The 23,905-nt window shown below is 70.2% G+C and carries 18 protein-coding genes; 6 read left to right on the top strand and 12 right to left on the bottom strand.

Going from position 1 to position 23,905, the window contains the following annotated elements; genetic code table 11:
• Positions 1 to 7: 7 nt before the first annotated feature.
• Genes HC031_RS16630 through glyA form a run of 6 tightly spaced genes read right to left on the bottom strand, consistent with a single transcriptional unit; the run spans position 8 to position 7,654 of the window.
• Entirely contained in the window at positions 8 to 1,381 is a 1,374-nt protein-coding gene (locus HC031_RS16630; RefSeq protein ID WP_167926240.1) for an L-serine ammonia-lyase, read from the bottom strand.
• On the bottom strand, positions 1,381 to 1,977 hold the full coding sequence (locus tag HC031_RS16625) for a sarcosine oxidase subunit gamma (RefSeq protein ID WP_167926239.1): 597 nt from the start codon (positions 1,975 to 1,977) through the stop codon (positions 1,381 to 1,383). Before HC031_RS16625 ends, HC031_RS16630 begins: the two co-directional genes overlap by 1 nt.
• Complete coding sequence (locus HC031_RS16620; protein ID WP_167926238.1) at positions 1,970 to 4,834, bottom strand: sarcosine oxidase subunit alpha family protein; 2,865 nt, start codon at positions 4,832 to 4,834, stop codon at positions 1,970 to 1,972. Before HC031_RS16620 ends, HC031_RS16625 begins: the two co-directional genes overlap by 8 nt.
• A complete protein-coding gene (locus HC031_RS16615) occupies positions 4,831 to 5,124 on the bottom strand; it encodes a sarcosine oxidase subunit delta (RefSeq protein ID WP_167926237.1) in 294 nt (97 codons plus the stop codon). Before HC031_RS16615 ends, HC031_RS16620 begins: the two co-directional genes overlap by 4 nt.
• A 17-nt stretch (positions 5,125 to 5,141) precedes the next feature.
• A complete protein-coding gene (locus HC031_RS16610) occupies positions 5,142 to 6,362 on the bottom strand; it encodes a sarcosine oxidase subunit beta family protein (protein WP_167926236.1) in 1,221 nt (406 codons plus the stop codon).
• The gene (glyA, locus tag HC031_RS16605; RefSeq protein ID WP_167926235.1) at positions 6,359 to 7,654 is read right to left on the bottom strand and encodes a serine hydroxymethyltransferase; all 1,296 of its coding nucleotides are present in this window, start codon (positions 7,652 to 7,654) and stop codon (positions 6,359 to 6,361) included. The genes HC031_RS16610 and glyA overlap by 4 nt, the downstream gene beginning before the upstream one ends.
• Positions 7,655 to 7,920: 266 nt before the next feature.
• Between glyA and HC031_RS16600 the strand changes: the two genes are divergently transcribed.
• The gene (locus tag HC031_RS16600; protein WP_167926234.1) at positions 7,921 to 9,150 is read left to right on the top strand and encodes a M24 family metallopeptidase; all 1,230 of its coding nucleotides are present in this window, start codon (positions 7,921 to 7,923) and stop codon (positions 9,148 to 9,150) included.
• A 60-nt stretch (positions 9,151 to 9,210) separates the two neighbouring features.
• Complete coding sequence (locus tag HC031_RS16595; RefSeq protein ID WP_167926233.1) at positions 9,211 to 10,017, top strand: IclR family transcriptional regulator; 807 nt, start codon at positions 9,211 to 9,213, stop codon at positions 10,015 to 10,017.
• A 144-nt stretch (positions 10,018 to 10,161) separates the two neighbouring features.
• Here the strand turns inward: HC031_RS16595 and HC031_RS16590 are convergent, their stop codons facing one another.
• Positions 10,162 to 11,109, bottom strand: a complete 948-nt coding sequence (locus HC031_RS16590; protein WP_167926232.1) for a polysaccharide deacetylase family protein — start codon at positions 11,107 to 11,109, stop codon at positions 10,162 to 10,164.
• A gap of 1 nt (position 11,110) precedes the next feature.
• Complete coding sequence (locus tag HC031_RS16585) at positions 11,111 to 12,598, bottom strand: purine-cytosine permease family protein (RefSeq protein WP_167926231.1); 1,488 nt, start codon at positions 12,596 to 12,598, stop codon at positions 11,111 to 11,113.
• A gap of 114 nt (positions 12,599 to 12,712) precedes the next feature.
• Here HC031_RS16585 and HC031_RS16580 point away from each other — a divergent pair, with 114 nt between their 5' ends.
• The 3 genes from HC031_RS16580 to HC031_RS16570 all read left to right on the top strand — a co-directional run bounded on the left by HC031_RS16580 (position 12,713) and on the right by HC031_RS16570 (position 17,079).
• The gene (locus HC031_RS16580; protein WP_167926230.1) at positions 12,713 to 14,236 is read left to right on the top strand and encodes a PucR family transcriptional regulator; all 1,524 of its coding nucleotides are present in this window, start codon (positions 12,713 to 12,715) and stop codon (positions 14,234 to 14,236) included.
• Positions 14,237 to 14,370: 134 nt separating this feature from the next.
• Positions 14,371 to 14,685, top strand: coding sequence for a DMT family transporter (locus tag HC031_RS16575; protein ID WP_167926229.1), 315 nt, complete (start codon positions 14,371 to 14,373; stop codon positions 14,683 to 14,685).
• Positions 14,686 to 14,916: 231 nt separating this feature from the next.
• The gene (locus HC031_RS16570; protein ID WP_240942606.1) at positions 14,917 to 17,079 is read left to right on the top strand and encodes an amylo-alpha-1,6-glucosidase; all 2,163 of its coding nucleotides are present in this window, start codon (positions 14,917 to 14,919) and stop codon (positions 17,077 to 17,079) included.
• Positions 17,080 to 17,105: 26 nt separating this feature from the next.
• On the opposite strand, the gene HC031_RS16565 is transcribed toward HC031_RS16570, so the two are convergent.
• From HC031_RS16565 to HC031_RS16550, 4 genes are all read right to left on the bottom strand, one after another.
• Positions 17,106 to 18,146, bottom strand: a complete 1,041-nt coding sequence (locus tag HC031_RS16565; RefSeq protein WP_167926228.1) for a zinc-dependent alcohol dehydrogenase family protein — start codon at positions 18,144 to 18,146, stop codon at positions 17,106 to 17,108.
• A 191-nt stretch (positions 18,147 to 18,337) separates the two neighbouring features.
• Entirely contained in the window at positions 18,338 to 19,378 is a 1,041-nt protein-coding gene (gene cydB, locus HC031_RS16560) for a cytochrome d ubiquinol oxidase subunit II (RefSeq protein WP_167926227.1), read from the bottom strand.
• Between the two features lie 15 nt (positions 19,379 to 19,393).
• The gene (locus HC031_RS16555) at positions 19,394 to 20,797 is read right to left on the bottom strand and encodes a cytochrome ubiquinol oxidase subunit I (protein ID WP_167926226.1); all 1,404 of its coding nucleotides are present in this window, start codon (positions 20,795 to 20,797) and stop codon (positions 19,394 to 19,396) included.
• Between the two features lie 293 nt (positions 20,798 to 21,090).
• Complete coding sequence (locus tag HC031_RS16550; protein ID WP_167926225.1) at positions 21,091 to 22,323, bottom strand: acetyl-CoA hydrolase/transferase family protein; 1,233 nt, start codon at positions 22,321 to 22,323, stop codon at positions 21,091 to 21,093.
• Between the two features lie 292 nt (positions 22,324 to 22,615).
• On the opposite strand from HC031_RS16550, the gene HC031_RS16545 reads away from it, so the two are divergent.
• Entirely contained in the window at positions 22,616 to 23,641 is a 1,026-nt protein-coding gene (locus HC031_RS16545; protein ID WP_240942605.1) for an Acg family FMN-binding oxidoreductase, read from the top strand.
• The last annotated feature ends 264 nt before the right edge of the window (positions 23,642 to 23,905 follow it).

Below are 23,905 nucleotides of genomic sequence, written 5' to 3'. Positions count from 1 at the left end.
AGACGGCTCAGCACTCGATGACGTTGACGGCGAGGCCGCCGCGCGCGGTCTCCTTGTACTTCGTGGACATGTCCCGACCGGTGTCGCGCATCGTTTTGATCGCCCGGTCCAGGCTGACCTTGTGCGAGCCGTCGCCGAACCGAGCCAGGCGGGCGGCGTTGATCGCCTTGACCGACGCGATCGCGTTCCGTTCGATGCAGGGAATCTGCACCAGTCCGCCCACCGGGTCGCAGGTGAGGCCGAGGTTGTGCTCGATACCGACCTCGGCCGCGTTCTCCACCTGGGCGGGCGTCCCGCCGAGCACCTCGCAGAGGCCGCCGGCCGCCATGGAGCAGGCAGATCCGACCTCGCCCTGACAGCCGACCTCGGCACCGGAGATCGACGCGTTCTCCTTGAACAGGATTCCGATCGCGGCCGCGGTGAGCAGGAAGCGGACGATGCCGTCGTCGTCCGCGCCGGGCACGAAGCGGGCGTAGTAGTGGAGCACGGCGGGCACGATGCCCGCTGCCCCGTTGGTCGGCGCGGTGACGATCCGGCCGCCGGAGGCGTTCTCCTCGTTCACCGCCAGGGCGAAGAGGTTGACCCAGTCCATGACCCGCATCGGGTCGCCACCGGCGTGGTCCGACGTGAGTTCGCGGTACAGCGCCGGGGCCCGGCGCGGAACACGTAGCCCGCCGGGGAGCACGCCGTCGCGGTGGCAGCCGTTCTCCACGCACTCGGCCATCACCCGCCACAGGCGCAGCAGCCCGGCCCGTACCTCCGCTTCGGTGCGCCACGACAGCTCGTTGGCCATCATCACGTCGCTGATGCGCAGCCCTTCGCGCGCGCAGATGTCCAACAGCCCGGCGCCGGTGATGAAGGGATAGCGGACCGGGGTGTCGTCCGGCACGATCCGGTCGACGCCGGTCGCCGACTCGTCGACGACGAATCCGCCGCCGACGGAGTAGTACGTGCGCTCGGCGACAACCGAGCCGGCACCGTCGAAGGCCCGGAAGACCATGCCGTTCGGGTGTGCCGGCAGGCTCTTGCGGCGGTGCAGGACGACGTCGGCGGCCGCGTCGTACGCCACCTGGTGCTTGCCCGCGAGCAGGAGTACGCCGTCGTCGGCCGCCCGGGCGACCCGCGCGTCGGCGCTGTCGGTGTCGACCGTCGCCGGGTCCTCACCCTCCAGGCCAAGGACCACCGCCTTCGGCGAGCCGTGTCCGTGTCCGGTCGCGCCGAGCGAGCCGAACAGTTCGACCCGTACCCGCCGGACGGCGGCCAGCAGTCCGTCGCCGGCCAGGCCGTCGACGAACCGCTTCGCGGCCCGCATCGGCCCCACGGTGTGCGACGACGACGGCCCGATGCCCACGGAGAACAGGTCGAACGCGCTGAGCGCCATCAGGGCTCCCCGGGCGCCGTGTACTCGGCCATGGCGTCAAGCAGCCAGCGGGCCAGGTAGTCGGCGAACGAGGACCGGGGCAGCAGCCGGTAGGCCGTCGCCGCGGTCTGCCAGAGCACCACGGGAACCGGACCGACCGTGGTCGTGACCGCCCGGCCGGGCGTAAAACGCCGGGGGTGCAGGTCCACCGGGCAGCCCTTTTCCAGGACGGCCCGCGCCCTGGCCCCGCTGAGCTCGAGAACGGTCCGGTTGGCCGAGACGTCCACGATCGAGCCCGGGTCGCCTCCCAGCGCCTCGTGGAGAGCGGCCGTCAGCGCCGCCGGTTCGTCCGCGGATGACACGACCAGCCACTCGTCGGGGCCGAGCCACAGCGCGGTGCGCCCGCCCGCCGCCGTCGTCTCCCCGCACGCCGTGGGCAGCGGGCCGCCGAGCACCTCGCCGATCCGCCGCGCCGCCGCGCTACCGGGCCGGACCCGTACGCTGGCCATGGTCAGAAACGCCGTCTCGCGGAGCGCGACCGGCCGGTCGTGACCGGCGCGCATCCGCTCGTGGAGGTGGACGAGTGGGCTTTCGCGCAGTATCGCCAGGTCAGCCATCGCGCCTGCTCCCTTCGGGGTCGTAGAGGACGGGGTCGGCCACCAGGACCGGCACCAGCGCGTCGCCCACCGGGGCGATCACGGTCTGGCCGATGCGGTTGCGGCCGTCGGCGACGAGGCCGAGGGCGAACGGTCGGCCGAGCGCCTCGCTGTGGTAGCTCGACGTGACGTGTCCGAGCATCGGGACCGGACCGTCGGCCGGCGTGACGGGTACGCCCTCGGCGATGATCTGCGTGCCCTCCGGCAGCCTGGTCCGTTTGTCGACCGGCAGCAGTCCCACGAGGTGCTTGCGGTCGCCGCGGGCGGTGTCGACCCGGTCGAAGGAGCGCTTGCCGACGAAGTACTTGAGCTTCGAGACCGCCCAGCCCATGCCGGCGTCCTGTGGGGTGACCGTGCCGTCGGTGTCCTGGCCGACGATCACGTATCCCTTCTCGGCGCGGAGCACGTGCATGGTCTCGGTGCCGTAGGGCGTGATGCCGAGGTCCTGGCCGGCGGCGTACACCTGCTCCCAGACCGCGCGTCCGTACCAGCCGGCGACGTTGATCTCGTAGGCGAGCTCGCCGGAGAACGAGATCCGGCAGATGCGGGCCGGCACGCCCGAGGCGAGCGTCGTCTCACGGAAGGTCATGAACGGGAAGGCGTCGTTGCTGACGTCCAGATCCGGGGCCACCCGGCCGACCACCTCGCGCGACCGCGGCCCGACCACGGCGATGGTCGTCCACTGCTCGGTCACCGACGTGCAGTACACGTCGAGCTCCGGCCACTCGGTCTGCAGCCACTCCTCGAGCCAGTCGAGGACCCGTGCCGCCCCACCCGTCGTCGTGGTCATGAAGTAGCGGTCGTCGGCCAGCCGCAGGGTCACGCCGTCGTCGAAGATCATGCCGTCGGCGGTGCACATCACGCCGTACCGCGCCGAGCCGACGGCTAGCTTCTTGAAGCCGTTGGTGTAGATGCGGTCGAGGAACTCACCCGCGTCGGCACCGACGATCTCGATCTTGCCGAGGGTGGAGGCATCCATCATCGCCACGCCGTTGCGGGCGGCGCGGCACTCGCGGGCGACCGCCTCGTCCATGGTCTCCCCCGGCTGCGGGAAGTACCACGGCCGCTGCCACTGCCCGACCACCTCGAACTCGGCGCCGTGCGCGACGTGCCACGGGTGTACCGGCGTGGTCCGCTCCGGGTCGAACAGGTCGCCGCGCTCGCGGCCGGCCAGCGCGGCGAACGCCACCGACGTGTACGGGGCACGGAACGTCGTGGTGCCGACGGCGCCCGGCGCGGCGCCCAGCGCTTCGGCGATGACCCCGATGGCGTTGACCGCTGACGTCTTGCCCTGGTCGTTGGCGGTGCTGATCGAGGTGTACCGCTTGACGTGCTCCACGCTGCGCATCCCCGCGCCGACCGCCCGCCACACGTCGGCGACGGTCTGGTCCCGCTGGAGGTCGACGAAGTGTTCGCGCCACTCCCCCGGCTCCCCGTCGGTGCCGGGGACCAGCCACACCGGTCGGATACGCCCGAGGCCGCCGCCCTCGCCCCGGGGCGCGGTGGCCTCGACCGGGAAGCCGCTGCGGGTCGCCGCCGTGACCCCGGCGGCGGTGCCGGCCGCCAGCGCGCCGTCGAGCGTGAACTCGCCGGCCGCCGCGCCGACCACGAACTGGTTGCGTACCGCGCCGGACGGCGCGAAGGCGGCGATCTCGTCGCTCCAGACCAGCCGGCCCTGGCGCTGGCTGTGCAGGTGTACCACGGGGCTCCAGCCGCCGGAGACGGCGAGCGTGTCGCAGGCGATCGTCGCCCGGTCCCCGGTGAGCAGTCCGTGGGTGTCGATGGCGGACACCTCGACGGCGGTGAGCCGGCCGTCGCCGCTGGTGCCGCACACGACGCTGCCGGCCAGGACGGGTACCCGCGCGGCGTGCGCCCGCGCCGACCGATCCGGCCGGGCGTCGACCACGGCGGGCACCTCCACCCCGGCAGCCACCAGGTCGGCGACGAGGTCGTAGGCGCTGTCGTTGGTGGTGGCCACGACGACCCGGTCGCCGGCACGGACGGCGTACCGGTTGAGGTAGGTGCGCACGGCGCCCGCCAGCATCACGCCGGGGCGGTCGTTGCCGGCGAAGACGAGCGGCCGTTCGTGGGCTCCGGTCGCCAGGATGACCTGGCCGGCGCGGATGTGCCACAGCCGCTGCCGGGCGGCTGTCGCGGGAGCGTCGCCGAGGTGGTCGGTACGGTCCTCCACGGCCAGTACGTAGTTGTCGTCGTAGGAGCCGAAGGCCGACGTGCGGGTCAGCACCGTGGTCTCCTCGGCGGCCGCCAGCTCGGCCGCGACCTCGGCCACCCAGTCGGCGGCCGGGCGGCCGTCGACGCGCTCGTGGCTGGCTGACAGCAACGAGCCGCCGGGCTCGGACTGGTCGTCGACCAGGATCACCCGCGCCCCGCTGCGGGCTGCCGCGGACGCCGCGGCGAGCCCCGCCGGCCCGGCGCCGACGACGAGCACGTCGGTGTGGACGAACACCTTGTCGTAGCGGGCCTGGTCGGGCTCGGGGTCCAGCCGACCCAGGCCGGACAGCGTCGCCACCGACAGTCCTTCGTGGACGGGCACGGCGGTCGCCGGGAGCATCGTCGCCGTGTACGGCCCGAGCACCTGGAGCAGCGCGTTGGGCTCCTCGACACCGGACGCGACGATCCCGCGCGGCCGCTGCTCGTACAGTGACGGGCCGACCTCCACCCGGCCGTGGGCGAGCAGCGCCGAGGCCACGGTGTCGCCGGGGTGGGCGAGCAGCTCCTGTCCGTCGACGACGATGCGGACTCCGCGTCCACGGTCGATGCGGCCACCGGACGGCAGCCGGTGTGATGGGACGGTCATCGCGGGTCTCCTGCGGCGAGTTCGGGGCGGGGATCGTGCGGCCCGTAGACCGCGAGAACCTCGTACGTCACGGTGTCCCGGACGACGTTGAACCAGCGGCGACAACCGGTGCTGTGTACCCAGCGCTCGGCGAACGGGCCCTTGGGGTTGTCGCGGAAGAAGAGGTACTCGGCCCACTCCTCGTCGCTCAGTTCGGCGGGGTTCGCGGGGTAGGCCACGTGCGCCTGGCCGCCGTAGTGGTACTCGGTCTCGTCACGGGGCCCGCACCAGGGGCAGGTCAGCAGCAGCATGGGGACTCCTCGTGCCTCTAGTGGGCGACGGCGGCGGCGCCGTGCTCGTCGATCAGGGCGCCGGAGATGAAGCGCTCCAGGGCGAAGGGCTTGTTGAGGGGGTGCGGCTCGCCGGTGGCCATCGTGTGCGCCATCGTCCAGCCGGAGGCCGGGGTGGCCTTGAAGCCGCCGGTGCCCCAACCGCAGTTGACGTACAGGCCCTCCACCGGGGTGCAGCCGATGATCGGCGAGGCGTCCGGGGAGACGTCCACGATGCCGCCCCACGTCCGCAGGACGTGGGCCCGCGCGAAGATCGGGAACAGCTCCAGCGCGGCCGCCATCTGGTGCTCGATGACATGGAACGATCCGCGCTGGCCGTAGCCGTTGTAGGCGTCGATACCGGCGCCCATCACCAGCTCGCCCTTGTGTGCCTGGGACACGTAGACGTGCACGTGGTTGGACATCACCACGGTCGGGTGGACCGGCTCGTGCAGCTCGGAGACCAGGGCCTGCAGCGGGTGGGACTGCACCGGCAGCCGGAACCCGGCCTTCGCGGCCAGCACGCTGCTGTGGCCGGCGGCCGCGAGCCCGACGGTGCCGGAGTGGATGTCGCCCCGGGTGGTCCGGACGCCGACGACGCGGTCGCCGTCGGTGAGGAAGTCGACGACCTCGCAGTTCTGGATGAAGTCCACGCCGAGGCGGTCCGCGGCGCGGGCGAACGCCCAGGCGACGTGGTCATGTTTGGCGATGCCCGCGCGCGGCTGGAAGGTGGCGCCGAGCACGGGGTACCGCACGTCGCGGGAGATGTTGACGATCGGGCAGACCTTGGCCACCTCGTCGGGCTCCAGCCACTCCGCGTCCACGCCGTTGAGCTTGTTCGCGTTGACCCGGCGGTTGCCCTCGCGCACGTCCTGCAGCGTGTGCGCCAGGTTGAGCACGCCGCGCTGGCTGAACAGGAAGTCGTAGTCCAGCTCCGCGGGCAGCAGCTCCCACTGCTTGAGGGCGAACTCGTAGATCGCGGCGCTCTCGTCCCACAGGTAGTTCGAGCGGATGATCGTGGTGTTGCGGGCCATGTTGCCGCCGGCGAGCCAACCCTTTTCCAGGACGGCGACGTTGGTGATGCCGTGGTTGCGGGCCAGGTAGTACGCGGTGGCGATGCCGTGGCCGCCGCCGCCGACCACGATCGCGTCGTACGTCGGCTTCGGGTCTGGGTTGCGCCACAGCCAGTCGGGGTGCTCGGGGAGCTTCTTGGCGCTCATGCCGACGCTCCGTTCGCGCGGGTCAGGTGCGGGTAGAGCGGGAACTTGCCGGCCAGGTTGTCGACCCGGCCGCGGAGCTCGGCCGCCCGGTCGTCGGACATTGGTGCGGCGAGGGCGCCGGCGATGATGTCGGCCACCTCGGCGAACGCGGCCAGGTCGAAGCCGCGCGTCGCCAGGGCCGGGGTGCCGATCCGCAGGCCCGACGAGACCATCGGCGGCCGGGGATCGAACGGCACCGCGTTGCGGTTGACGGTGATCCCGATGCGGTGCAGCTGGTCCTCGGCCTGCTGGCCGTCCAGCTCGGAGTCGCGCAGGTCGACCAGGACCAGGTGGACGTCCGTGCCGCCGGTCAGCACGGAGATGCCGGCCCGGCGTACGTCGTCTGCCGACAGCCGGGCGGCGAGCGTACGGGCGCCGTCGAGGCCGCGCTGCTGGCGTTCGCGGAACGCGTCGCTCGCGGCGACCTTGAAGGCCACCGCCTTCGCCGCGATCACGTGCTCGAGCGGGCCACCCTGCTGTCCGGGGAAGACCGCACTGTTGATCTTCTTCGCCAGGTCGGCGCGGCTGAGGATCACCCCGCCACGCGGACCGCCCAAGGTCTTGTGGGTCGTCGTCGTCACCACGTCCGCGTACGGGACCGGGTTCGGGTGCAGCCCGGCGGCGACGAGACCGGCGAAGTGGGCCATGTCGACCATGAGGTACGCCCCGACCAGGTCGGCGATCCGCCGGAACTCGGCGAAGTCGAGGTGGCGGGGGTACGCCGACCAGCCGGCGACGATCATCCGGGGCCGGTGCTCGCGCGCGAGTCGCTCGACCTCGGCCATGTCGACCCGGAGGTCGGACTCGCGCACGTGGTAGGGCACGACGTCGTACAGCTTGCCGGAGAAGTTGATCCGCATGCCGTGGGTGAGGTGACCGCCGTGCGCGAGGTCGAGGCCCAGGATCGTGTCGCCCGGGTCGAGCAGGGCGAACATCGCCGCCGCGTTCGCCTGCGCGCCGGAGTGCGGCTGCACGTTGGCGGCCTCCGCGCCGAAGAGCGCCTTCACCCGGTCGATGGCGAGCTGTTCGACGACGTCGACGTGCTCGCAGCCGCCGTAGTAGCGGCGCCCCGGGTAGCCCTCGGCGTACTTGTTCGTCAGCACGGAGCCCTGCGCCTGCATGACAGCGGCTGGGGCGAAGTTCTCCGACGCGATCATCTCCAGCGTCGACTGCTGCCGGCGCAGCTCGGCGTCGATGGCGTCGCTGATTTCGGGGTCGAGGCCGGCCAACGGCAGGTCGAGGGTGTCGGTCATGCGCCGAGTCCTTTCGCAATGATTGCCGCAACGCGGTTGCAGTGCTTGCAACATAGGCTCGTGCACCTTCGCGGTCAAGAACTAAGGCCCGGCGAATTCGCAGCACATACGCCCTCTTGACAGTGATCTACACCATGCCTACGTTGGTGCAACCAAGTTGCCGATATTGCAACGCACCCGTCCTGGCCGGCAGAGAGGCCTCGCGTCAGCCCCGTCCCGAGAGCTGACCCTCAGCCCGCACCGCCAAGGAACGAAAGGAGCCGCCCATGTCCGTCGCCGACCTTGAGCGACTGAAGCTGATCCACAACGGCGAGAAGGAGCAGCAGACCTTCTCCGCGGCCGAGATGGAGCGCCGGCTCGCCGGCCTACGCAAGATCATGGCCGATGCCGGGATCGACGTCGCCCTGCTCACGTCGTACCACAACATCAAGTACTACTCGGACTTCCTCTACACCTCGTTCGGCCGCCCGTACGCCTACGTGGTCACCGCCGACGACCAGTTCACCGTCTCGGCGAACATCGACGCCGGCATGCCGTGGCGGCGCACGTACGGCGACAACGTCGTCTACACCGACTGGCACCGCGACAACTACATCTGGGTGATCCGCGAGAGCCTGCGCAGCCGGGGCGTCAACACCGCCCGGATCGGCGTCGAGAACGACACCCTGCCGCTCGAGATGCGGGAGAAGTTCCAGGCCGCGTTCCCGGACGCCACGCTCGTGGACGTCGCCAAGCCCGCCATGCGCCAGCGGATGGTCAAGTCCGCAGAGGAGATCGAGCTCATCAAGCACGGCGCCCGGACCGCCGATCTCGGCGGCGAGGCCATCCGCGAAGCGATCTCCGAGGGCGTGCCCGAGTACGAGGTGGCCCTGGCCGGCACCAACGCCATGGTGCGTGAGATCGCCCGGACGTTCCCGCACACCGAGATCCGGGACACCTGGGTGTGGTTCCAGTCAGGCATCAACACCGACGGGGCGCACAACTGGCCCACCACGCGCCGGGTGCAGCGCGGAGACATCCTCTCCCTGAACTGCTTCCCGATGATCTCCGGCTACTACACGGCGCTGGAGCGGACCCTGTTCTACGGCGAGCCCGACGCACGGTCCCTGGAGCTGTGGAACATCAACGTCGAGGTGCACCGGGCCGGCCTTGAGCTGATCAAGCCCGGCATCTCGTGTGCGGAGATCGCGCACCGGCTCAACGAGATCTACATCGGCTACGGTCTGCTGCCGAACCGGACGTTCGGCTACGGTCACTCCTTCGGCGTGCTCAGCCACTACTACGGCCGCGAGGCGGGGCTGGAGCTGCGGGAGGACATCGAGACCGTACTCGAGCCGGGCATGGTGGTCTCGATGGAACCGATGATCATGATCCCGGACGGCCAGCCCGGTGCCGGCGGCTACCGCGAACACGACATCCTGGTGGTCCAGGAAGGCGGAGCGGAGAACATCACGAAGTTCCCGTTCGGTCCGGAGCACAACATTCTGGGTGCCTGACGCGATCGGGGGGCACGGCAGCATGCTGCCGTGCCCCCCGATCAGCCAGAATGATCGACGATGACGCCGAATTCGAAGAACACTGACGACGCGGGCCGCGAATCCCGCGCGATGTCCGCGCTCCAGAACGGCCTGGCCGTGCTCCGCTCCTTCACCGTGGAGGAGCCCCTGCAGGGCGTGTCCGAGATCGCAAGCAAGGTCGGCCTCCACAAGAGCACCGTGTCTCGGATCCTCGCGTTCCTCGAGACCGAGGAGCTCGTCGAGCGTGATCCCGCGACCCGGCGCTTTCGTCTGGGCCTCGGTGTGATCGCGCTGGCCGGCCCGCTGCTGGCGAATCTCGACGTACGCCGCGTCGCGTACCCGGTCCTGGTGGAGCTGAGCCAGCGCACGGCCGAGACCGCCGCGCTGATGATGTGGGACGGCAGCGAAGCCGTCTGCGTCGAGCAGGTCCCGAGCCGCCACCAGGTCAAGCACACCACCCCGCTCGGCACCCGCTACCGCGACGCCGCGAGCGCGTCGGTCCAGGCGTTCCTCGCCGGTCAGGACGAGTTCACCGCCCGCAGTCTCCTGATGAGTGGCGCCATCACCTATCCCGGGCTCGACCAGGCCGGGCTCGACGCCTACCTGGTCCGGCTCGGCGAGGTGGCCGACCGCGGGTACGCCGTCAACTACGGCGAGACGTCCCTGGACGAGGTCGGCGTGGCCGCCCCGGTCGTGGACCACCGCGGGAAGTTGGTCGCCTCGGTACTGCTGTCCGCCCCGCGCTACCGCGTGTCTTCCGACCAGGTCCCGGTCATCGGCGAGGCCGTCGCCCAAGCGGCGCGGGAGATCACCGCCCGCCTGGGGGGCGCCGCCGCGACCGACTAGTACCGCACGGGCGGCATCCCGCGCAGAAGCGACACCCCGTCCGTATCCTCGGCGGAGACGGACGGGGTCAAGATGGTGCCGCTGTGGGTGTCGTCCGGCCGCGTCAGGTTCGCGGCCGGACTCTTCGTCTCTCGTACTGACGGTCTACTGAAGACGCACCTGGTCGTGGGCCTTCGGAGTCCGCCTGATCTCCACGTCCGGGAAGGCGGGAACCTCGAACCGGGTGTGAACGACGGTCTCGGTGCACACCCGCTCGGCATGCTCGGCGATCTCACCGAGCGTCGTGACCCACATGCCGTCGAGCCCCTTGACGGTCTCGATGAGCCGCTCGAGGGCGGCCGCCTTGGACGGCCGGCCGGAGATGAACGGATGGTTGGTCAGGACGAAGCAGCCGCTCTCACTGTGATGGGCACGGGCTTCCAGCGTCCACATCTCCTCGACCTTCGCCGGGCTCTCGATGACACCGCTGCCGGTCCATCCGGGGTAGAACGCGTACTGTTCCCAGTCATCGAGCGCCCAGTCGACCGGGATCTCGATGAGCGTTCTCGCGTCCTCCTCGTCGACGGCGAACCGGTACGGTGCGTCGCCGTCCAGCAGGCTGGAGTCGTACCGGAAGCCGCGCTCCGCGAGCAGCCTGGGCGAGTGCCAGTTCAGCTCCCACCACGGCGCGCGGTAGCCGGTCGGGCGAACGCCGGCCACCCGCTCGAGCGCGTCGAGCCCGCGGTCGATGTAGCGGGCCTCTGTCGTGGCGTCGATGCCCTGCATGGGCTCGTGCAGGTAGCCGTGGTGAGCCACCTCGTGGCCGGCGTCGACGATCGCGCGCACGGTGTCGGGGTAGCACTCCGCGGTGAAGCCGGGCACGAAGAAGGTGCCGCGTACGTTCTGCCGCTCCAGGATGCGCAGCAGCCGCGGTACGCCGACCTTCGGCCCGTAGGACTGGTGGGTCATCAACGACATCCGGCGGATCAAGCGCGGATCGTGCGACAGCACGCAGGACTCGGCGTCCACATCGAAGGTGAAGGCGGCGGCGGCCCGGTAACCGTGCGGCCAGCTGAACAGCTGGAAAGGTGTACGGGCGCCTTGTTCGGTCATCTCATGCCTCCTGAATGGCGTCGAGCGGAAGTGGCTGCAGGGACGGGGCCTCGGTCGCCTGCTCGTACTGGCGATGCGCCTTCGGGCCGAGTACGGCGTAGCAGGCCCCGGCCACCCCGCCGCCGACGAGCCAGGACAGATCGACGCCGCCGAAGGCCCGGGCTGCGAAGCCCTGTAACGCCCCGGTCGCCCCGTACATGAAGACCCAGGTGGCGAAGATTCCTGCCGCGAAGCAGAGCATCGTGGACCAGTTGACGTCAGGCAGTCGCCTGCTGCCGACCGGGTCGAACAGACGGTCAGCCTGAATCTTGCGGCGTTCGACGCGGTAGTAGTGCACGAGCATGATCGCGCCCCAGGAGGAGATCCAGGCGACGATCCCGCCGAGCCAGGTGTCCAGCACGGTGCCCAGGTTCTGCGCGAACAGGAACGCGATCACCGCGAGGAAGGCGAACACGCCGACGAACAGGTTCAACCCCCGCCGCTTGACCTTGATGTCGAGCGCCTGGGCGGCAACGGAGAACGTGTAGATGTTGAGGACGTTGGTGGCGATCGGACCGTGGATCACCAGGAACAGCACCGGGAGGGCGAGCGCGCCGTAGTTGTCGACGATCAGTTTGCCGGGGTCGACGGATCCGTTCGTGGTCGCCAGGCTGGCGCCCAGCAAACCCAGCCATACGACCGGGAGGAACTGGCCGAGGACGCTGGCGAGGTAGAGCTTCCGGCCGGGTACCGCGCGACTGACGAAGCGGGAATAGTCCGCGGCGTAGGGGAACCAGGTGATGCCCCAGCCGATCCCGATCACGGTCATCACGGCAGAGATCGCGGCGAATCGGGCACTGCCGTGCAGGACATGACCGGGCGGCCCAGCGTAGGACCAGTTGAGGTGGAGGTGGAACCATGCCACCACCGACATACCGATCAGAACGACGATCGTGGGAGGTACCGTCCATCGCTCGAACGCGGCGATGGAGCGGTAGCCGAACCAGGAGATCGCCACCTGCACGCCCATGATCAGGGCGGCGACGAGTATCCGCGCGCCCAGGTTGCGCGCCGAGGCGTCGACGATGCCCAGCTTCCCGAGCAGCGCCATGACGAGATCGAGGATGACCCAGGTGTTGACCGCGCACCAGCCGATGGCCAGGGTCGCCTGGATGCCCGCCGGAAGGTAGTTGCCCCGCCGTCCGAACGCGGCCCGGGACAGCACCATCCCGGTGACGCCCGTACGCTGGCCCATCAGCACGAACAGCCCGAACAACGCCATGCCGACGACGTTGCCCGCGACGAGGGCGATGAGGGTGTCGCTCAATCCGAGCCCGAGGCTGACGCCGAGCGCACCGAGCACCCAGTTGACCGGGGCGATGTTGGCGCCCGCCCAGATCCAGAACTGGCCGGAGACCCGGTGGGTGCGCGCCTCTTCGGGAATCGGCTGCAGAACCTGCTCGACATCGTGCATATTGACGTGCTGCGTATCGACTCCGGTGTTGGCCATCTGCCGGCCTCCTTGGGTAGGGAGCGAAGTTCCCGCAAGCATCAGTGACCTAGCACACGTTTACTAGGTACAATCTGTCTATACTTTGGCCGCCTGAAGGTGACGGAATGTCGGATGATGTCGCTGCGCGAGGTGCTGTCACACCCGAGTCTGGCGCCGGCCGATCCCGTGGTCCGGACAGGCGATGAGTCACTGGGACAATTCGTACGCTGGGTGCACTCCAGCGAGGTCCTTGAGATCGCGCCGCTGCTGCAGGGTGGCGAACTGCTCCTGACCGGCGGTGTGGTGCTCGCCTCCTGCGATCAGTCCCGTCGCCGGCAGTACGTACGCGAACTGGCCGCTCGAGGCGTCACCGGAGTGGCGATCGAGACCGGTTCACACCTCCCCGGGATACCCGCTGAGCTGATCGCCGAGGCGGCTGCGCTGCGGTTTCCGGTGATCGAACTGCAGCGCGTGGTTCCGTTCGTGGCTGTCACCGAGGACATCAACGGCGCGCTGATCAACGATTCGGTCCGAAGGCTGCGCGCCGCGGACTCGCTCCTGCACGCCCTCTCCGGTGAGCTGATGCGCGGCGGCGGGCCACAGGAGCTCCTCGATGTCCTGGCTCGGGCCCTGGCCTGCGATGCGCTACTGCTCGACGGGGCCGGGCGCGTGCTCGGCTCGACCAGTCCGGAGCCGGACCCGGAGAATGCGGGGAGGCTGCTCGCGGAGAGCGGCGGCTGGTCGGTGCCGGTGATCGCACACGGGATGAGAATCGCCCGTCTGGTCGTCAAACCGGGCGCCGACACCGACCCGACGGTTCTCGATGCCGCCCTGGACCGCGCACCGGAGGCCTTCGGTCTCGCCCTCATCCGCACCGGCGTCGTACCGCCGGAAGACCGGGCCGTACGCGAGCTGTTACGACTGCTCCGCGCTCCGCAGCCGGACCCGGAGCGGGTGACCCGCATGGCGCACGCTCTCCGCCTCGCGGACTCCGCGTCGGCGGTGGGCGTGGTGGCGCAGAGCTCGGGCGATGTCCGGGGCATCGGCACGGTGGACGCGATCCTTCGGCGGCGCAAACGCAGGGTGTTCACCAACGTGGTGGACGGCGAGCTCGTCGGCATCGTCGTCCTCAGCCGCACCGACCGGGCCCGCCTGATCACCGACCTGAACGACCCCAGCCTGTCCGGACGTGTCCGGCTGGGAGTAGGTCCGATCGTGCAGGGACTCCATCGGCTCGCGCACACCCTCGCCGAGGCGCAGCGGTGCCTGTCGCTGGCCGACGAGTTCGCCTGGCCGGAGCGGGTCGTCGACGCCGAGGCGGTCGGCGTGGAAACGCTCCTGGAACGAGTCGGCCCGACAGCGGTGTTGCGCGACTTCGTCGAGGACCATCTGGGAGGGGTGCTCGCCCTCGGGCCGGACCGGGCCAAGACCCTGGTGACGACGCTCGAAGCCTACTTCCGTACCGGGTGCAGCAAGACCGAAGCCGCCCGCCAACTTCATCTTCATCGTCAGGCGCTCTACCAGCGACTGACACGCGCCTTCGAAGCGCTGGGCGGGGATCCGACGGGAACCCCACGAGCCGCCTCCGTCCACCTGGCCGCTCGTCTGTACATCAGCGGCGTGGTCGACACCGCGCGGCTGAACGGACGATCGTGATGTACCGCAGCCGCCGGCGTATCGCACAGGAGGGCGGCTAACCTGTACCCGATGCCGCAGTCGCGGACATCCCGGACGAGTGCGTGTCGTACCCGGCCAGCTAAGACGACCGTGTCGAAGGTGACTCGATCATCATGTCGTGGTTGGTTCTCGTCCTGTCCGGAGTGCTGGAGTCGGTCTGGGCCGTGGCGCTCAGCAAGGCAGCCGGCTTCACCCGTCCGCTCCCCTCGGCGGTCTTCCTCGTCGCCCTGGTCATGAGCATGGTCGGCCTCGGCTACGCCCTGCGCACCATCCCGGTCGGCACCGGCTACGCGGTGTGGGTCGGCATCGGCGCGGCAGGCACAGCCATTGTCGGCATGCTGTTCCTCGGGGAGTCGGCGAGCCTCCCGCGGGTCCTGTCCCTGCTGCTGGTGGTCGCCGGGGTCGTCGGGCTCAAGCTGTATCACTGACGGAGCGGAGGCTGGCCGCGGGTACGGGTCTGCTGGCGCGGGGCCCGGGGGCCAGCGCCTGCCCCGGTCACCCACTCGCCTTCCAGGGTGTTTCACCCCTTTCGGGTGAGGGCGGGTCGTCGGGGTCGGTGGCATCCTTCGGACCCGTTCAGGAACCGGTAGCTGAGTGCCTGTTCAGCCGCTATGACCACCGCGTCGGGCAGGCGGCCGGTTGTAGGAAAGGGCGCCGTAATGCCGGAGCGAACACGGACGCGGCGGGCGACGCCGGCCGATCCGTACCCGGGTTCAGCCGACCGGATGTGCCGGCTCGAGTCGGATCTGCGGAACTTGCCGCCGGAGCTGGGGTGCGGCGCCCTCGCGGTACTCAACGGTCGGACGTTCATGTACTCCGACGCGGTCGGCGACATCCCGAAAGGTTCCGTCGGCGGCCTGGTGCACGCCGACACCCGCTACCTCGACGAGTGGGTGCTCACGGTCAACGGCGCCCGCCTGCTGGAGCTGGACACCGACCTGCCCACGCACTGCCAGGCCACCTTCTACCTGACCAACCCGGCGCTGCCCGGGCTGCCCGCGAACGCGCTCGGGGTGGGCCGTCGGCGCATGATCGACGGCGGGTTCGGCGAGCGCATCGAGATGACCAACCACGACAACCAGGACCTGCACGTGGCCGTCCGGCTGGCCGCCGGCAGCGACTTCGCCGACCTGTTCGAGATCAAAGCGCAGGTGGGCGACCGATCGTCGCGCATCCGCCGCTCCCACGCCCGCGACGGCTCCCGGCTGTGCTTTTCCTACCGCTATGACATCTTCAGCGCGGCCACCGAGGTACGCGCGGTGCCGGCGGCCGACCGCATCGACGGCGACAGCATGGTGTGGGAGGTGGAGCTGCCGGCGGGCACCACCTGGATGTGTGACCTGTACGTGCCGCTGCCGACCGCCGACGACGAGATCACCGCGCCGGTGTACCACCCTCATCCGGCCATGACCATGTCACCCGACCCGGTAACCGCCTGGCGGGATCGCCTCGCCCGGTTCACCAGCGACGACCGCCAGATCGAGCAGATGCGCGCCCAGGCGGTACGCGACCTGACCGCGCTGCGGATCACGATGCGGGTCGGCGGTGAAGACGTGCTGCTGCCGGCTGCCGGTCTTCCCTGGTTCCTGACGATATTCGGTCGTGACACGATCTTCACCGCCTACCAGACGTTGATGTTCGGCCCGGACCTCGCCCGCGGCGCACTGATCGCCCTCGCCGACTACCAGGGCACCCGGCGCAACGACATGAACGACGAGGAGCCGGGCAAGATCCTGCACGAGGTGCGCACCGGCGAGCTGACCAAGCTCGGGCTGCGCCCGCACAACCCGTACTACGGCAGCGCGGACGCCACCCCGCTGTGGCTGATCCTGCTGTCGGAGTACTGGCGCTGGACCGGCGACGACAAGCTGGTCCAGCAGCTGTACGGCAACGCGATGGCCGCGATGGAGTGGATCGACCACTACGGCGACCGCGACGGCGACTGCTTCGTCGAGTACCAGACCCACTCCCCGGAAGGCCTGGGTAACCAGTGCTGGCGCGACTCGTGGGACGGGGTGCTGTACGCCGACGGCGGCATGCCACCGCTGCCGATCGCCACCTGCGAGATCCAGGGCTACGTCTACGACGCCAAGCTGCGCATGGCCGAACTCGCCGACGGCCCGCTCGACAACCGCACGCTCGCCCGCCGGCTGCGCGGCGAGGCCGCCCGGTTGCGGGACAGGTTCAACGCCGACTTCTGGCTCGACGCCCGGGGCGGCTACTACGCTCTCGGCCTCGACGGCGACAAACGCCGCATCGACGCGATGACCTCGAACATGGGCCACCTGCTGTGGTCGGGCATCATCCCCGACGACCGCGCCGCCGTCGTCGTCGACCAGCTCATGTCCGAGCAGCTGTTCTCCGGCTGGGGCGTACGCACCATGGCCACCACCGACGGCGGGTACAACCCGATCGGCTACCACCGCGGCACGGTCTGGCCGCACGACAACTCCATCATCATTGCCGGCCTGGCCCGCTACGGCTACCGCGAGCAGGTCAAGCGCCTGTCGCGGGCCATCACCGAGGCGGCGGACCACTTCGGGCAGCGCCTGCCGGAAGCCATCTGCGGCTACCCTCGCGCCGACACCCACATCCCCATCACCTACCCGACCGCCTGCGACCCCCAGGCCTGGGCCTCGGGGGCGCCACTGCTGATCAGCCGCGCGCTGCTCGGTGTCGAGCCCCACGACGGCCGGCTCACCATCAACCCGGACTACTACGAATCCACCGGCCACGTCCAGATCACCGGGCTGACGGCATTCGGCACGCGATGGAACATCGACGCCACCCCACACAGCGGCACCGTGTACCCGGCCACCTGACGGCAGGCAACCGGCGGTTCATCGACTCAACTCCGCGTCAGCACAACCTTGAGCGCCCCGGTCTGTGCCGGCCGGGCGAAGATGTCGTAGGCCTCGATGATGTCGTCGAGGGCGAACCGGTGGGTGACCATGCGGCCGGTGTCCAACTGCCCCGCGGCGACCATGTTCAACAGTCTCGGTGTGGAGTACGTGTCGACCAGACCGGTGGTGATGGTGACGTCCCGGATCCACAGCTCCTCCAGGTGCAGCGTCGCCGGGCGGCCGTGCACGCCGATGTTGGCCACCCGCCCACCCGGACGTACCAGCGTGGTGCACAGCTCGAACGTCTCCGGGATGCCCACCGCCTCGAGCACCGCATGGGCGCCGAGGCCGTCGGTCACCGATCGGACGACCTCCAGTGGATCGTCGTCGGGCCGGATGGTGATGTCGGCGCCGAACTGCTTGGCCGCCTGCAGCCGGCTGTCGGCCTTGTCGATCGCGATGAGGTGCGAGGGCGAGTACAGCCGGGCGGTGAGGATCGCGGCCAGGCCGATCGGCCCTGCGCCTACCACGACTACGGTGTCGCCCGGCTGGACCTGCCCGTTGAGGACGCCGACCTCGAACGACGTGGGCAGAATGTCGGCCAGCAGCACCGCCGCCTCGTCGCTGATCGACGCCGGCAGCTGGTACGTGGACAGGTCGGCGAACGGGATCCGGGCGTACTGCGCCTGCACGCCGTCGATCGTGTGGCCGAGGATCCAGCCGCCGCCGCCCAGGCACTGCCCGTACCTGCCCTGCCGGCAGTAGACGCAGGTCCCGCAGGCGGAGATGCACGAGGCGAGCACCCGGTCACCCACCTGGAGCCCGCTGACGGCGCTGCCCACCTCTTGCACGGTCCCGACGGCCTCATGGCCCAGGATCCGTCCCGGCCGCACCGCCGGCACGTCTCCGCCCAGGATGTGCAGATCGGTGCCGCAGATGGTCACCGCGTCGACCCTGACGATCGCGTCGCGCGGATCGATGACCCGGGGGTCGGGTGTCTCACCCCAGGAGTTGCGCCCGGGCCCGCCGTACACCAGTGCCTTCATGACTGCCTCCCTGACGCCGCTGATGTCCTCGCTCACCATGCATTCCGGCCGGCGACGCCGATGAGTGGCCAACGGCCGCTTCGGCCGGGCCGAAGGTCCTGCGACCGTCGGCGGGTATGTCGACCGGCGGCCTGCGCGTCACCGGTCCCGGTCTCGGCCTCGCCCGCCGGTTCGTTCCTTTCCCCGCCGGGTCAGCGCTGTCCCGCGGGAGCCGGTGCTGGCTGGGGCGTGGGAGTCGCCTGCGGGATGTGCTGCACGCCGATGCGCCTGCGGAACACCCAGTAGGACCAGCCCTGGTAGAGCAGGACGACAGGGGTGAAGGCCACCGCCACCCAGGTCATGATCTTCAGGGTGTACGGAGTGGACGAGGCGTTCGTGACCGTCAGGCTGTACACCGGGTCGAGCGTGGACGGCAGCACGTTCGGGTAGAGCGCGAGAAACAGCGTGGCGGTGGCCGCGACGATGGTGCCGGCGGTGGCCAGGAACGCCCAGCCCTCGCGCTCCCGCCAGTTGGCCAGCAGCGCGCCGACGAGCGCGGCCGCCGCGACCAGCGCCGTGGCTGCGGTGACGGCGTCGCCCCGGGAGAGCTGGGTCCACAGCAGGAACCCGCCGGCGACCACCAGCGTGACCACACCGATCCGTTTGGTCAGGTCGCGGGCGAAGTACCGGATGTCGCCGGTGGTCTTCAAGGCCAGGAACACCGCGCCGTGGGTGACGAACAGCAGCAGGGTGGTCAGGCCGCCCAGCAGGGCGTACGGGTTGAGCAGGGCGAATAATCCGCCCACGTAGTGGTGCCCGGAGTCGAGCGCGACCCCGCGCACGATGTTGCCGAACGCCACGCCCCACAGCAGCGCGGGTACGAGACTGCCGACGAAGATGGCCCGGTCCCAGTTGCGTCGCCACCGGTCGCTGTCGACCTTGCCGCGGTACTCGAACGCCACCCCGCGCACGATGAGCGCCACCAGGATGATCAACAGCGGCAGGTAGAAGCCGGAGAACAGGCTGGCGTACCACTCGGGGAACGCCGCGAAGGTGGCGCCACCGGCGACCAGCAGCCACACCTCGTTGCCGTCCCAGACCGGGCCGATGGTGTTGAGCAGCACCCGCCGCTCCGACTCCGAGCGGCTCAGGATCGGCAGCAGGATGCCCACGCCGAAGTCGAAGCCCTCCAGCAGGAAGTAGCCGGTCCACAGCACCGCGATGAGCAGGAACCACACGTCGTTGAGAGTCACGGTCGCACTCCGGTTTCAGTACGCGAACACGAGCGGGCGCTCGGCGGATTCGTCGTCGGCGGGCGGGGTCCCGGTGGACGGCTTGGGCGGCCCGGCCTTCGCGAAGCGCAGCATCAGAAACAGCTCCACCACAGCCAGGCCGCCGTACAGGAGCGTGAAGACCGTCAGCGAGGTGGCCACCTGGCCGGCACCGACCGACGGTGAGACGCTGTCCGCGGTCTTGAACAACCCGAACACCGTCCACGGCTGGCGACCCATCTCGGTGAAGATCCAGCCGAACGAGTTGGCCAGGAGCGGGGTCGGCAGCGCCCAGATGGCCGCCCGCCAGAACGCCGTGCCCGTGGGCATCCGGCCGCGGCGGGTCAACCACAGGCCGAGCAGACCGATCAGGATGGGCAGCACCCCGAAGCCGATCATCAGTCGGAACGACCAGTACGTCAGCGGGATGTAGGGCTTGTAGTCGCCGGGGCCGTAGCGCTGCTCGTACTGGCGTTGGATGTCGTTGACGCCCTCGACCTTGCCGTGCGGGTCGCCGGTGGCCAGGAACGACAGGGCGTCGGGTACGCGTAGGCTCGCGATCTCCCGGCTGCCGTCGAGCGGGCCGATGGTGAACAGCGAGAACGACGCCGGCTGGGAGGTCTCGTAGAGCGCCTCGGCGGCGGCCATCTTCATCGGCTGCTGCCTGGTCATGATCTTGGCTTGGAGGTCGCCGGTTCCGGCCACGAGCACTCCCGACACGACGACCGTCCACAGTGCCAGCTTGAGGCTCGGCCGGAACACCGCGGCCTCGTTGTGACGTACCAGGTGCCAGGCGCAGACGCTCAGCATCAGCACGGCGGCGGTGAGGTACGCCGCGGCGACGGTGTGCGGGAACGTCACCAGCGTCGTGGAGTTGGTGAGCACGGCGCCGAAGTCGGTCAGCTCGGCCCTTACGGTCACCGGGTTGAACCGGGACCCGACCGGGTGCTGCATCCACGAGTTCGCCGCGAGGATGAAGTACGCCGACAGGAGCGTGCCGATCGCGGCCAGCCAGATGCTCGCCAGGTGGAGCTTCTTCGGCAGCCGGTCCCAGCCGAAGATCCACAGACCGAGGAACGTCGACTCGAGGAAGAACGCCAGCAGCCCCTCGATCGCCAGCGGCGCGCCGAAGATGTCACCGACGTAGCGCGAGTACGCGCTCCAGTTCATGCCGAACTGGAACTCCTGCACGATGCCGGTGACGACGCCCATCGCGAAGTTGATTCCGAAGAGCTTGCCCCAGAACCTGGTGGCCCGCAGATAGTGTTCCTTGCCGGTACGCACCCAGGCGGTCTGCAGGACGGCGACCAACCCGGACAGGCCGATCGTCAGGGGTACGAACAGGAAGTGGTAGATGGTGGTGACGGCGAACTGCCATCGCGCCAGGTCTAAAGCGTGCACCGGCCGAGTCCTTTCCCGCGGCAGCCCCGCGGACGACGTCGCGGGGCTGCCGCCAGCATCTCCTCGGCACCGCGACCGCGATCAGGGCCGAAGGTCCCGCCCACGTCGGGCCTGCGGACTCCGATATGGACCGATGCCGGCGCGGTGCGGGTACGCGTGTGGCAGCGGTCACCCCGGACCAGCTCCACGAACGCCTGCGTTACCGCGATCTGCTCGGCCCACGGCTGACCGGATACGCCCCGAACCAACGGAGTCCTCGCCCGCCGGTCCCGGCGTGACCTGCCCGCCTGGTGTCAGTGCAGCGCCAGGCCCAGCTCTCGTCCGGCTTCGCGCAGGCTGTCCCGGGCGGCCGGGTGCGCGGCGTGGTCGAGGATGTTCTGCGCCTGGTCGAACGCGTCGTGGCCCCAGATCTCGGCCACGCCCTGCTCGGTGACGATGTAGCTGTGCTGGAACGAGGTGACCGGCCCGGACAGCAGCGGCACGACCGCCGACACGTCGGCCTTCGGGTGCCACGAGCGCAACGCGATGATGGCGTGCCCCCCCGGGGAGTGCATGGCCCCGACGATGAAGTCGGTCTGCCCGCCGAAGCCCGAATGCACCCGCCCGCCGACCCGGCTCGCGTTGGCCTGCGCGAACAGGTCCACCTGTAGGGCGCTGTTGACCGACATCAGATTCGGGTGCGCCGCGATGGCACCGGGGTCGTTGGTCTTCTCGGTGCGCAGCATGCGCACCCGCTGGTTGCGGTCGATCCAGTCGTAGAGCTCCGCGGAGCCGAAGCAGAAGGAGGCGGTCACCGGCGTGTCCGGGTCCAGGCAGCCGGCCTTCTCCAGCTCCAGCACGCCGTCGCTGAACATCTCCGACCACACCCGAAGACCGCGACGCTCCCGCAGCGCGTGCAGCGTGGCGTCCGGGATCGCGCCGATGCCCAACTGCAGCGTCGCGCGCTGCGGAATGAGGCCGGCGACCCGCTCGCCGATCGCCGCACCGATGTCATCGACCGGTGTCGGGGTGTGCGCGGCGAGGGGCTCGTCGACCTCGACCAGGTAGTCGACGGTGTCCAGGCCGACGAGCGCGTCCCCGTAGGTCACCGGCATCGCCGCGTTGGCCTGGGCGATCACCAGCCCGCCCCGCGCCCGGACCGCCTCGATCGCGGCCGGCAGGATGTTCACCTCGACGCCGAGGCTCACCGCCCCACCGAACGGCCGGGAGGTGTGCAGCACCACGATGTCGGGCTGCAACCGGTCGCGCAGCAGGTACGGCACCAGCGACAGCCGACACGGAAAGTAGGCCAACCGGGGGTGCGCCCGCATGGCCGGCCCCACGAAGGCGGTCTCGTAGATGACCCCGTCCCGGTCGGGAATGCCGGGCTGGGCGTTGAGCATGTGCAGCCGGTACTCCGCCAGCGCACCGTCGAGCACCGTCAGGGCCCGCCGCGGGGCGGCGTAGTTGCCGCTGGCCACCACCCGGGGCGTACCGGGAACGTTGCCCAACACCCGGCCGAGCTCGGCCTCGGTCACCACTCGCATCGCGCTCTACCGTCCTCTCCCCGACTCCATCAGTCAGGGTCAGTGCCGTGGGCAGGAACGTGTGTGCCGCCTCCCCTGCGCCACCCCACCAAGATCCGCCGTGTCACCCGTTGCCACCCAGGGCCGAAGGTCCATGCCGGACGCGGCCACAGGCCCGTACTCGTTCCCTGGGGCCAGCGAGCCCGGTCCAGGCCGCCGGGCCGGGCAACCCACCCGCGAAAACAGGCCGAATGACCTTAGTGAACCGCACGGCGGGCCGGCACGGTAGGTGAGTACCAGAAGGAGAGGGAGCATGGCGACGATCCGACTCACCGACCGCACCCCCACCGGGCGCAGCCGCCCCGCCACCCGGGCACTGATCCAGGCCGCGGTCGCCGCCCAACGCGCCCCCTCGATCTTCAACACCCAACCGTGGCGCTGGAACATCCACGACGATATCGCCGAGCTCCGCGCCGACCACGACCACCAGCTCGCGGCCGTCGACCCCGAGGCACGGATGCTCATACTCAGCTGCGGAGTGGCGCTGCACCACGCCCGCATCGCGCTCTCGGCCACCGGACACGTCCCCGAAGCGACCCGCCTGCCCGACCCGCACGACCCCGACCTGCTCGCCACCCTCCGCGTCGCGTCGTTCACCCCCGCCCCAGCCGCCCTCGCCCGCCTGCACCAGGCGATCGCACTGCGCCATACCGACCGGCGACCCTTCGCCGACCAGCCGGTCCCCGAAACCACCCTCACCCGGCTCCGCGCCGCCGCCCACCAACAGGGAGCACGCCTGCACCTGCTGCGGCCCGACCAGACGGCGGTGCTGGGCGCGGCGGCCTACGCCGCCGCCATCTCCGAACTGGCCAACCCCGACTACCGCACCGAGCTGGCGACCTGGACCCACCGCGGCGCCGACACCGGCGACGGCGTACCGCTCCACACCGCCGCCCCGACCGGCCCACGCCCGGTGCCGGTCCGCGACTTCGCCCCCGACGCGCCCCACCGACCGGTCCACACCGAGGCCACCGACCGGCACGCCCGCTACGCCATCCTGTCCACCGACGGCGACGACCCCGCCGCCTGGCTGACCGCCGGCGAGGCCCTGTCGGCCGTCCTGCTCACCGCCACCGCCGACCGACTCGCCACCTCACCGATGAGCGACGTCATCGAGGTACCCGCCACCCGACACCTCCTGCGCGACCTCACCGGCCACACCGGACACCCGATGATCGCGCTACGCATCGGGATACCCGCCGACGCCACCCAACCGGCGCCGACCGCTCCCCGCCACTCCGGCACCGCGCTCATCACCACCACCAGTGCGGATGCGTAGAACACGACCGGGCAGGTCAGCGCGCTCACGACCGCGCGGCAGCGTGGTCAGCCGACCAAGCGACGCTGAGGGCCGAATATCTCCGGCGTACCGGGTCCACCGGCGTGACAAGACACCGGGGCAAGCGGTCTGGCATCGATCAACCGCCTCATTCGGACCAGGTAATCCGTCACCTGTCGGTAGGGGCCTAAGCCCCTTTTACCCGGTGTCAGCTCGTAACCGGTCCGTCCCGTGGGATAGAAACGACGCATGATTCGGGTGTAT

Origin of the sequence: Planosporangium thailandense (assembly GCF_011947195.1) — a bacterium.
Classification (GTDB): Bacteria; Actinomycetota; Actinomycetes; order Mycobacteriales; family Micromonosporaceae; genus Planosporangium; species Planosporangium thailandense.
The sequence above is the reverse complement of the archived record's forward strand: the minus strand, read 5'-3'. Positions and strand labels throughout refer to the sequence as shown.